This window comes from Sphingobium salicis subsp. salicis (assembly GCF_049472635.1).
Lineage (GTDB): Bacteria > Pseudomonadota > Alphaproteobacteria > Sphingomonadales > Sphingomonadaceae > Sphingobium > Sphingobium yanoikuyae_A.
In genome coordinates this window covers 1-10680 of record NZ_JAYRCS010000007.1, presented here as the reverse complement: position 1 = coordinate 10680, position 10680 = coordinate 1, and the positions used below count along the sequence as shown (strand labels likewise).

The window sequence follows — 10680 nt, the reverse complement described above, 5'->3', positions numbered from 1 at the left end:
CCTCTGTGCATTGTAGGGACACGGATTCACGGTAGGCATCGACGTCAGGGGTAGCGAACTATTTGCGCAGGTTCTCGATGCCAAGTTCGCGCCATATCCAAGTGAAGTCGTAGGTGGCCATCGGGTCGTTCGCGTCGAGTTGGCTGCTGCTGCGGTTTTCGAGATGCTTGAGCCACCCGGCTACTCGGTGCCGGCCTGCGGCAGTTTGAACGGCTGCGCGCGGGGTGATGTCGCCGAGCATGCCGACGGGTTCATCGAGCGTCGCGCGGTACTGACGGTCGAGCATGGCATGGATGAGCGGGGTTGCAACCTCTGGCGCAATGGCGGGTGCCGGTTCGGATGATGTCAGCCCCTCGGCCCGCGCCGCCATGGCCTGTTCGACCGTCTCAATCGTGGTCAGCGGCGAGCCGACCAACCCGGCGAGCGCATCGTTGATAAGCGCGGTGCCGCGTTTCGCTCGCTCGGCCGAGGTGACGGCGAGCATCAGGGCGCGGCCTTTCAATTCGACATTGCCGAGCACCGGGGTGCCGTCCGCCATCGTCACACCCCACGCCATGCGCCCGGTGCTTTTCGCTTTTCCGTTCGGTTTCTCGCCCAGCCAGTTCCAAAAGTGCGTGGTTTCCCGCTGAAGCGCAGGGACAGTATCAAGCCGCTCGCCGACCAGCGCCTGGGTCACGCCGCGTGCGAAGGGAAAGCGCACGCGGTGGAACATCACCTCCTCGCCATCAATGTTGTGCAGCGTGGGGATGGGCGCCGGTCCCATGGTCTTGGGAACGACATCGAACAGCCATGCCGTGCTGATGAGGGCCGGAAGTGCAGCCAGATCGTCGGCGTCTAGGTTCAACGCGGTGCGCGGGCTGCGCTTGCCCTTCGAGCGCCGTAGATCGGCGACGAGCGCCTCGGCCGCCTCCATCGTGAACGACAGCACGCCGCCCGACAGGAGGTGCTTGCCTCCGACCTGCACGACGCGGGCACCGATCCTGTCCCATTGCTTCAGCGTCTGCGAGGCGCTGCGCTCGGATACTCGAAGCGGCTCGCCGCCCCGGATCAGGTCGCGCACGAGGAAGCCGCTGCCGGGCTCGACCTCGCTGACCTCGTGGAGGCTCATCACTGACGATCGAAGGGCACGCAGGTAGATTTTGGTCGGGCCGCTCTCATTCCAGCCCCGGCGCCGAATATAGTCATCGACGATGTTCCGGTCGGGTTGGATGGTGCGCGTCAGCAGATCCTCGAACGCGCATCCCCACAACACGCCGGCCCAATGATCGCCGACGATGTCCGCCAGCTCGTCCGCTTCGAAGTCGAACTCCTCCATCGCCAGCCCGAGATGATCGCCGAGCGCCTCGCCCAGATGCTCGCCCCAGGCCGGCGAGGTGGCGAACTTCATGACGCCGGACAGATCGTGACCACGCTTCATGCCTGTTCCCTCTGCTGCTGACTGAATTGCTGGCGGTGCGCGGCGACGATGCGCGAGACGGTGGGTTCACTGACGCCGTAGAGCCGCGCCATCTCGGCACCGGACTTGCGGCCGGACGTGACGGACTCGGCGATTTCGCGGCGCTGCTTGTCGCCGAGCTTGGGCCGACGCCCGCCGATCCGTCCTTCTGCGCGAGCCTGGGCAAGGCCGGCGCTGGTACGCTCGCGGATCATGGCCCGCTCGAACTCGGCGAAGCTTCCCACCATCTGCATCATCATCCGCCCTGCCGCGGTGGTGGTGTCGATCGCCTCGGTCAGTGAGCGGAAGCCCGCGCCTGCCAGCTCGATCCGCTCCATGATGTGCAGCATATCCTTTAGGCTGCGCGACAGCCGGTCAAGCTTCCAGACGACGACGACGTCTCCGTCGCGCAACTGGCCGATCATCTCCAGAAGCTTGGGTCGGTCCCACCGCCCACCGCTGGCGGTCTCCTCGAACACCCGCTTGCAGCCGGCCGCATCGAGCGCGCGCCGCTGCGCGGCGTTCGACTGGTCGTCGCCCTTCGACACGCGGGCATAACCGATCAGATAGGGTTCGCGCGTCATCTGCGTCTCTTTCACAAACGGCCGTATCTGGAGGCGGAAACAGCATGCACCAATTTCCGCAGCCTTGGGTCTTTCACAATCCTCTTTCACTAAGCCAACAAAAGGCAAGAGGTTTTTGGAGGATGAAACATGCCCGCACGTATTCCGATGACCCAGCGGCAGCGCGCCGCGTTGCTTGCTTTGCCCGACAGCGAGGCGGCGGTGGTGCGACATCATGGCCTCGATGCCGAGGACCTTGCTGCGATCGGCTTCGCACGCACTCCGGCGACCCGCTTGAGCTATGCCCTGCAACTCTGCTGCCTGCGCTATCCGGGGCGACATCTGCGCACAGGCGAGCTGTTGCCTGCAATCATGCTCGACCACATCGCCGAACAGGTCGGAGTGGATGCAGGCGTCGTCGCCGACTTCGCGCGGCGAGCGCCGACCCGCTACGATCAGCTTGCCGCCATCAAGGCGCGCTTCGGATTCACCGATCTGAGCCGGCCAGCGCGCGGCATCATGATGACTTGGCTGGAAACCGAAGCCATGGCTATCGTGGACGGGCGCATTTTGCTTGATCGATTGCTGGACGAGCTGCGCACGCGACGCATCGTCATCCCTGGCATCAGCGTCGTTGAGCGGATGGCGGCCGAGGCGATGCTTCGGACGGAAACCGATCTGGTCGCCGCGGTCGATGCTAAACTCGATGCGGATATGCGTCAGCGTCTCGATATGCTGATCGATGAGAAGGTACATGACCGGCAGAGCCGCTTGTCCTGGCTGCGCGAACCAGAGCCCCGCGTCGCGTCAGCCTCGCTTGCCGAAATCCTCGAGAAGGTCGCGATAATCCATAGGACCGGTATTTCCAGCATTCCGGTCGATCCCCTGCACGAGCCCCGCCTGACGCAGTTCGCCCGCGAAGGCGTGCGATATACAGCCCAGGCTTTCCAACAGATGCGCGTCTCCCGCAGGCGGGTCATCCTGCTTGCAACGCTGCGCGAGATGGAGGCCACGCTTACCGACGCGGCGATCGCCATGTTCAGCGCCTTGATGGGACGCGCTCACCTTCGTGCTCGCAAACGCCTGGAGCAGAGGGTCGCGATTTCGGGACGCGAAGGCCGCGATCGGCTGATGCGGATCGCCACTGTGCTGGAAACAGTTAGCCAGGCAGCACGCGCCGGCGGAGATATCGGTGCGGCCCTCAGGGATATCGTGCCTCTCGACATGCTCGATGCTGATGCCGCAATCATCCGTCGTACCGCGGCACCTCACAGGGACGATGTGCTGAGCGAGATCGCAGCCGAATACCGGACCTTCAAGCGAACAGGGCCTCTATTCCTGCAAGCGCTCGATTTCCACGGTCGGGCCGGCACCGCGGCATTGCGCGACGCGATGGCGATCCTGTCGAATCTTGATGGCGACTGGCGCAAGCCCCTCCCTGCCGACGTTCCGCTCGGTCATGTCGAGCGGCGCTGGCACCGCCATGTCGTGGTCGCCGGCAAGATCGACCGGACGCACTGGGAGATGGCGACTTACGGCGCGCTCACCAATGCACTGGCCTCGGGTGATATCTGGGTGCCGAGGTCAAGGCTGCACAGGTCGCTGGACGTGCTGCTCGCGCCGTTATCCGGCGCAGCGCTGCAACCGCCGTTCTCGCTCGGTAATCCACACGCATGGCTCGATCAGCGCGCCGCGCAGCTCGACAGCGCCTTGCGCGACGTCGCCCACAATCTGGCCGGACGCGATGCTGCCCTGTTCGCTGGCGAGCGATTGCGATTTCCCAAGGAACTGAAGGACGATGATGCCAGGCACGACGAAGGACGGCGCCTGACGCTTGCCTGCTACGACATGCTGCCTGCCACGCGTATCACCGACGTGTTGTCGCAAGTCGAACGCTGGACCGGCTTCACCCGGCACTTCGGGCACGTCTCGACCGGGTTGCCGCCTGGCGATGAGCAGGCCTTCCTCGCCACTCTGATTGCCGAAGCGACCAATCTTGGGCTGTCGCGCATGGCCGAGGTATGCGGCGCAGGGTCACGCCGCGCGCTGCTGCGCATGCAGACATGGCACATGCGCGAGGAAACCTTTCGGGCGGCGCTCGCCTGTCTGACCGACGCCATCCACGCCGAGCCGATCGCCGCCTGGTTTGGGCAAGGACACCGGGCTTCCGCGGATGGCCAGGCCTTACCTGGGCGGGCCGGGCGAAGCCGGCGGAGCGGTCAACGCCCATTATGGTCGCGACCCAGTGGTCAAGATCTACACCACCATCACCGACCGCTACGCGCCGCTGCACCAGACGGTGATCGCCGGCACGGCAGGAGAAGCCATCCATGCGCTCGATGGGCTCCTCGGCCATGACAGCAACGCCGATCTGACCGCGCTGCACGTCGATGGAGGCGGCGTTTCCGACATCGTATTCGCGACGATGCATCTCCTCGGGCTCGATTTCGAGCCGCGCATTCCTCGCCTGTCCGACCGGCGCCTCTACGCTTTCGAACCCTCGAAGCGCTATGGCAGGCTTGCGCCACTGTTCGGTCACAGGCTCAACCGGGACCTGATCGTCAGCCACTGGCCCGATATTGAACGTGTCATTGGCGCGATCCGTCACCGCACCGTCACGCCATCGTTGATCCTGAAGAAGCTGTCCGCCTACCGCCAGCAGAACAGCCTCGCTGCGGCGCTGCGGGAGATCGGGCGGATCGAGCGCACGCTGTTCACGCTCCGCTGGTTCGAGGATCCGGCTCTGCGCCGTACCGTCACTGCCGAGTTGAACAAGGGCGAGGCCCGCAACAGCCTTGCCCGGGCGGTCGCCTTCCATCGGCTCGGCCGTTTTCGCGACCGTGGCCTGGAGAACCAGCAGACCCGAGCGGCCGCGCTCAACCTCGTCACCGCAGCGATTATCCTGTTCAACTGTCGCTATCTGGGGCGCGCCGTCGACGAAATGCGTCGTCGAGGAAGCCCCATCGATCCAGCTATGCTGTCCCGGCTCTCGCCGTTGGGTTGGGATCGCATCAATCTCACCGGCGATTATGTCTGGTCCGATCACCTCGATCTCGACGCCAACGGCCTCATGCCGCTGCTCATCAAACCGCTACCGTGAATCCGTGTCCTGATAATGCACAGGGGCCATGTTGTAAAATCGAAGTCCGCCGCAGCCTGCAATGATACGCCGTGCTTGGCGAGATTAGCCTCGTCCTTGGCCGGATCGAACTCGACTTCCATAGCAATCTCGTACACCCATTAAATGTTAAGAGCAAGAATTTACGTACACCCGATAATGAACTGGCCTATTGCGCCTGCAAGGGCACCCAATCGCCCTTGCAGCGTTGAGTTTTGGCGTCCCATCGTGCGGTGCAGCCGTATAGCCGCTGTTCAATCTTGGGTTCCTTCGCCCACTGGTAGGCGAGGGCCGCGGCGAAGATCAGGCCCAGCCCGATCATGGCCGCGTAGAGCCATCCCTTCAGATGCTCCCACCCGATGGCTGCGCTGACGCGCTGAAGCTGCGTAGCGGCCCGCAGGAGTTCGTTGAGCGCGTTCTGCGTCTGCTGCCCCGCTTCGGCGCGCTGGCGGGCGTCATGCTCGATCTGGCGGGACAGGGCGGCGACCTGCTGGGCGACCCCTTCGGCCCCGGCCTTCCGCATGGCGTCGAGCAGGATGCGATAGTCCGCGCCGGGATCGGAGGGAGGGGGCGCGTCGAACTCGGCAGGGTCGAAGGGATCAGGCATCGGCAGGGCCTCCCTTGAAGGTCCAGCCCTCGAACGCCTTGCGGTCCTGATCGCGGCTGATGCGGTTCATCAGGTCATTGAGGCGGGATTCCCATGCGGGGTCTTTCATGGCGGCATCGAGGAGCAGGCCGCCGAGGATGATCTTGCGGCGCGCATCGGCCTTGCGGTTCATGGTGGCGGCGCGGGCTTCCAGTGCCTGCAACCGGGCCTTGGCCTGCTGGACCTTGCGACGTGCGGTTTCGATAGCCTCTGGCGTGGGAGCGGCCATGGTCAATCCTTTCGCTGCGCGATATTGATAGCACCGGACCCGACCGAACGAAAGAGAGGAAGGGCGCACTTATGCAAACTTGCGTTTGCGTGCGTCAGGGGATACCCCTGAACCCCAGCGGGCTATCGCCCGCGCCATGCTCCCGCATGGCTAAGGTAGGGCGCGGCGATGGCGAGCTTCCATCTTGCGGTGAAAACGATAGGTCGTTCAGCCGGTCGCAGTGCGACGGCGGCGGCGGCCTATCGTGCGGGCGTCGAAATCACGGACGAGCGCACCGGGCTCGTCCATGATTACACCCGCAAGCAGGGCGTCGAGCATAGCGCGCTTGTCGTGCCCGCCGACGCCCCGGCATGGGCCAACGACCGCGCCGCGCTCTGGAACGCCGCCGAGCAGGCCGAGACGCGCAAGAACTCCACCGTCGCCCGCGAATATGAAATCGCGCTTCCGGCCGAGTTATCGGCCGAGGCGCGGCGCGAGCTTGCGCTGGGCCTCGCACGGGAGATCAGCGAGCGGCATGGGGTGGCGGTGGACGTGGCAATCCACGCACCAGGTCGCGAGGGCGACCAGCGCAACCACCATGCCCATCTGCTGACGACGACGCGGCGGATCGGCCCGGAAGGGCTGGGCGAGAAGACCCGCGAACTGGACCAGAAGACAAGCGGGGAGGTCGAGCGCTGGCGGGGCCGGTGGGCCGAGATGCAGAATGTCGCCCTTGAGCGTGCCGGTAGCGTGGAGCGGGTGGACCATCGCAGTCACCAGCGGCAGGGGATCGAGCAGGAGGCGACCGTGCATATGGGGCCGAGCGCGACGGCGATGGAACGCCGCGCCGAGCATCAGGCGATGCGGGAGGGGCGGGCCTATGAGCCGGTGACGATGGTGGGCCAGCACAACGCCGGCGTCATCGAGCGGCGGGGCCTGCGCCAGTATATCGAGCGGGGGACCGAGTGGCTACGCGATGCGGGGCAGCGCATATCAGGCAGACTCCATGCGTTCGCGGCGACCTTGAGCGGCGCGGTCGATCGCGATCGGCGCGATGCCGCCGAGGCGCAGCGTCAGGAGCAGCTTGCAGCAGAGCGCGCGCGTGAGCAGGCACAGGAGCGCCAGCAGGCGCAGGAACGGGAGAAGGTGGCCGAAAAGTTCAGGACCATAGCCGGGAAGCGCGAGGCGGGCGCCCACGGATATGGCGATCATAACAGCGACTGGAAGGCGACCCCGGAGGCGCTCCGCAAGGCGGTGGACGCCTATAACGGGGCGAACCAGCACACCAAGGATCTCTACATCGAGCAGATCCAGCGCGAACCCCAAATGGCGCGGGCGGTGGGGCAGTTGCTCCACGAGCGCGAGCTGGTCCTGCAACGGGATCGCGGCATGAGCCTATGAGGGTGACGGGAAACCCTGAAATCGGGGTTTTCGTACGGATTTCCAATCCGTCAGGGTTTTTCGTGCAGCCAGATCGCGGCGGCGGCGCGGTCGTAACCGGGCAGGCCAGCCATGCGCGGAATCATGTGATTGTCGTCAGGCGTAAAACGCCTGCTGTCAGCAGCTTGTTTTCAAAGCTATCCTCAACCAAGCCCGAACGCTGAGGAGGCCGCTTATCAATGAATGTAGCACGCGAAGACCCTTGTGAGACTATGCCTGTACCGGTCAGCCTGTCCGCATCATTGGTAGGGTATGAGTGGGCGCGCGATAATGTCGGGGAATCAGGCGGTGCCGTTTATCGGCTGCACAGCAAGACCGGGGCGCCTGACCTGTTCCTGAAGCATGGCCGAAGCACTATAGCTGGCGACATAACCGACGAGATGGTCCGATTGCGTTGGCTAGCGAGACACATCCCCGTCCCGGTAGTCGAGGGCTTCATTGCTACGCAAGATGAGGCATGGTTGCTAATGACGGCAGTGCCTGGAAGAACCGCATATCAGCTTCTTGAGGCGCAGCCCGAGGCCGGCGCTGGGATAGTCGATGCGCTCGCGACATTCCTGCGGCGTCTTCATGCGATCCCGGTCAACGAATGTCCCTTCACTAGCGATCACGCCTATCGCCTTGCTAGGGCGCGAGAGAGGATCGACGCGGGGCTGGTTGAGGAAGATGATTTCGACGATGAGCGTGAAGGCTGGACGGCGGAACAGGTGTGGAAGGCAATGCGTCAGTTGCTGCCGATGCCTTCCGATACCGTCGTCACGCATGGCGATTTCTCGCTCGACAATATTCTCATAGTCGATGGCGAGGTGGTCGGCTGCATCGATGTCGGGCGGGTCGGGATCGCGGATCGCTATCAAGACCTCGCCATTCTGTGGAGTTGCCTCGGAGAGTTTGACCCTTCGCTTCAGGACAGGCTTTTGACACAGTACGGAGTCACCGACTTAGACCAACGTAAGCTGCAATTCCATCTGATGCTGGACGAACTGTTCTAGCGATGGCCCGAAAATCAGGTGAAACCCGCCGCCCTCATGCCTCATCGCCGCTAGGGCTGTTGCCCTGGCGGCTGAACAGACGGGACCAGAATCCACGCTGGGGGACGGGTTGAGGGGCGGCACGTTGATCGGTCAAAGCGAGTGTCGCACGTTGCGCTTGTTCCCGCCAAGCGTCCCGGTCGGCCTCGGCAGTTGCGGCCCTCCGTTCGGCGGCTTCAAGCTGTGCCCGTAGCACAGCCGTTTCCACCGTTTCCTTTGGAGTTTCCAATCGTTCATATTCAACGGTTTCTGGCTGTTTCCGTGGAAACGCGCGGAACAGTTCGGCGGGGTCTATTTGGTATCCCGCAGGGGTTTTGTCAGCATAGCTTAGCTTACCTGATTTCAGGGCTTTGCTAATAGTTCCCTTGGCAACACCAGCAGCCTTTGCGGCTTCTCCTAGACTTAGATAGGTCACGAATCTTCACCCGTTTCCAATCGTTCAAATGGTGGTGTTTCCGGGGTTTCCATATACTGCGCAGGCAAGTCAGGTTCCATCCCCGGAAGTGATGGTTCAGACGGGGGCGGAAGGCCCGGACCGCTTGGCAACTGACGCTCTCCCGGGAACAGGTTCGGCAGGCGATGGAGCGCCGGTTGTGCGCCCAGTTCATCACGATCCGGCTGTTCATCATCTGCAATCAGCACAGCCGCTGAGAACAAGCTGTAGCGAATGCCATCACGCTTGCCGCTCCATGCGACCCGATCATTGATGATATAAGCGCAGGCTGTCCCGGTTGGGCCGATCTGGCGGACTTCGATCCACCCTTGTTCGCGAAGTATGGACAAAGCCCGCTTAAGGGTGGGGAGTGAGCAATGGGCTGCCTTTGCCAATGTCGTTTGGCTGGTCACAATGGCATTATGCCGTCCCATTTGAGCCACCAGCACATGAAGCACCGATGACGCACGGGGGTTGGCGATGGCCAGTTGCGCCCATCTCTCATGAGCGGCGCGATCAGTCTGCACCCATGTCCCGCCCGGTGCGGTGGTCAAACCCAGTTGCTTTGACTCTTGCGACATTGGCACTCCCCAGTCCCACAGACTGATAAATTTGATCCAGCGTGAGCTACCCCTAGCTCATCTATGATCAAAATCAGAACGTCATTGAATGAAATTCAAAACCGACGTGCCGAAAACGTGTTGCAATTTCAATCATAAATTTTCGAATTTTGTTCGAACCTAGCTCATAGCTGGTGAGCTAGGGGTAGCTCATAGCTGGTGAGCTACCCCCCCCCGCTAAGTTGATGATTATAAATGGTTTTTATTTAATCCCTTCTATGATCTTATGATTACCCCCTGAAAGGGGGCTGCGAGTTATCCATGCCCCGCCATAGCGCTATCCAAAAGCTGGCGGCGGCGGGGGGTGGGTAACTCGCTAATCAGGCCGCCTACGGCGGTGATGATGAGTGCCGCTAGTCGCGGCACGCGTTAGGCGCATGACGGACAGGAATCCGCATCCCTTCCACGTCGCACACGCTGCAAGGTCGCAATTGGCTATCAGGGGGTGTGCAGGAGCCGATTCCGGCCCATAGAGCGCAGGGAGGCGTTGGGGGGTAGGTTTCGCCATCCAAGGGCTTGGCGGTGCCCTGACGGGCACCAGAGGGTAAAATCAGGGGTTTTCGGTTCCGCGCAGATGGCAAGGCGGACATTCGCCCTCGCCTGCCGTGCCCCAGCTATCGAGCCAGCGGGCCACTTCCTCGCCGGTCAGATGCAGCCCGGTTTCCTGATATTCGGCCCATGAGGCGAGGGCTTCGGCCTTGAAGCTTTCGCGGGCTTCCACGTGGCCCACGATCAGATTTGTCCCGTCGCCACAAGCTGGCCGAGCAGGGCGTTTACACGGGTTTGCCATCCGGGGCCGCTGTCGCGCAGATGCTCCACCGTCTTTGCATCCAAGCGGATTTTCACCTCGACCTTGGGAGCATCCAGCTTGGGCCGCCCGCGCTTGCGGCCCATCTTGGCGTCAACCCAGTCAACACCATGGACCTCACGCGCCGGACGCATACCCTGCATGAACTCCTCGGATAGCGGAGCATCTTCGCTGTGAATTTCGGGATCAAACTTGGGACGCATAGTAGAACCTCACCTCGTGTTTCTCCGCTCTGCGGAGGCTGATGGCGCGTATTGCATCGTCCGTTGAACCATCGGCATAGGCCAAAAAATAGAGGCGGTCGCCGATGAAGCCGATGGATACGAAGCGAACTTCGCCATAGTCGAACCGTGTGTCTTCACGGTCGAGCGATGTTGG

11 protein-coding genes and 1 pseudogene are annotated in these 10680 nt (G+C 62.9%); 3 read left to right on the top strand and 9 right to left on the bottom strand.

Annotation, left to right across the window (positions count from 1 at the left end; all coding sequences use genetic code 11):
* Window positions 1-58 precede the first annotated feature (58 nt).
* Together VHN57_RS27675 and VHN57_RS27670 are read right to left on the bottom strand one after the other, a co-directional pair.
* The gene (locus VHN57_RS27675; RefSeq protein ID WP_020817906.1) at window positions 59-1387 is read right to left on the bottom strand and encodes a hypothetical protein; all 1329 of its coding nucleotides are present in this window, start codon (window positions 1385-1387) and stop codon (window positions 59-61) included.
* Window positions 1388-1413: 26 nt separating this feature from the next.
* Window positions 1414-2019 (bottom strand): recombinase family protein, encoded by a 606-nt coding sequence (locus VHN57_RS27670; RefSeq protein WP_026109404.1) that lies wholly within the window; start codon window positions 2017-2019, stop codon window positions 1414-1416.
* A gap of 129 nt (window positions 2020-2148) precedes the next feature.
* Here VHN57_RS27670 and VHN57_RS27665 point away from each other — a divergent pair.
* A pseudogene (locus tag VHN57_RS27665) lies at window positions 2149-5098 on the top strand (Tn3 family transposase).
* A gap of 187 nt (window positions 5099-5285) precedes the next feature.
* On the opposite strand, the gene VHN57_RS27660 reads toward VHN57_RS27665, so the two are convergent.
* Both VHN57_RS27660 and VHN57_RS27655 read right to left on the bottom strand, forming a co-directional pair.
* Window positions 5286-5723, bottom strand: a complete 438-nt coding sequence (locus VHN57_RS27660) for a hypothetical protein (protein ID WP_066769916.1) — start codon at window positions 5721-5723, stop codon at window positions 5286-5288.
* A complete protein-coding gene (locus VHN57_RS27655; RefSeq protein ID WP_010337271.1) occupies window positions 5716-5991 on the bottom strand; it encodes a hypothetical protein in 276 nt (91 codons plus the stop codon). The genes VHN57_RS27660 and VHN57_RS27655 overlap by 8 nt, the downstream gene beginning before the upstream one ends.
* 168 nt (window positions 5992-6159) lie before the next feature.
* On the opposite strand from VHN57_RS27655, the gene mobQ reads away from it, so the two are divergent.
* Both mobQ and VHN57_RS27645 read left to right on the top strand, forming a co-directional pair.
* A complete protein-coding gene (gene mobQ / locus VHN57_RS27650; RefSeq protein ID WP_323810627.1) occupies window positions 6160-7371 on the top strand; it encodes a MobQ family relaxase in 1212 nt (403 codons plus the stop codon).
* 218 nt (window positions 7372-7589) lie between these two features.
* Window positions 7590-8402 carry an APH(3')-I family aminoglycoside O-phosphotransferase gene (locus VHN57_RS27645; RefSeq protein WP_376336767.1) on the top strand — a complete coding sequence of 271 codons (813 nt, stop codon included), beginning with the start codon at window positions 7590-7592 and terminating at the stop codon, window positions 8400-8402.
* Between the two features lie 34 nt (window positions 8403-8436).
* Here VHN57_RS27645 and VHN57_RS27640 read toward each other — a convergent pair whose 3' ends face one another.
* From VHN57_RS27640 to VHN57_RS27620, 5 genes are all read right to left on the bottom strand, one after another.
* Entirely contained in the window at window positions 8437-8856 is a 420-nt protein-coding gene (locus VHN57_RS27640) for a hypothetical protein (protein ID WP_010337277.1), read from the bottom strand.
* Window positions 8853-9455 (bottom strand): helix-turn-helix domain-containing protein, encoded by a 603-nt coding sequence (locus VHN57_RS27635; RefSeq protein WP_164546221.1) that lies wholly within the window; start codon window positions 9453-9455, stop codon window positions 8853-8855. The genes VHN57_RS27640 and VHN57_RS27635 overlap by 4 nt, the downstream gene beginning before the upstream one ends.
* Window positions 9456-10044: 589 nt before the next feature.
* Window positions 10045-10224, bottom strand: coding sequence for a transcriptional regulator (locus VHN57_RS27630; RefSeq protein WP_082733613.1), 180 nt, complete (start codon window positions 10222-10224; stop codon window positions 10045-10047).
* 2 nt (window positions 10225-10226) lie between these two features.
* Window positions 10227-10505 carry a BrnA antitoxin family protein gene (locus VHN57_RS27625; protein ID WP_029547671.1) on the bottom strand — a complete coding sequence of 93 codons (279 nt, stop codon included), beginning with the start codon at window positions 10503-10505 and terminating at the stop codon, window positions 10227-10229.
* The coding region (locus VHN57_RS27620) for a BrnT family toxin (RefSeq protein WP_423286619.1) at window positions 10489-10680 on the bottom strand (192 nt) is incomplete at its 5' end. The genes VHN57_RS27620 and VHN57_RS27625, both read right to left, overlap by 17 nt.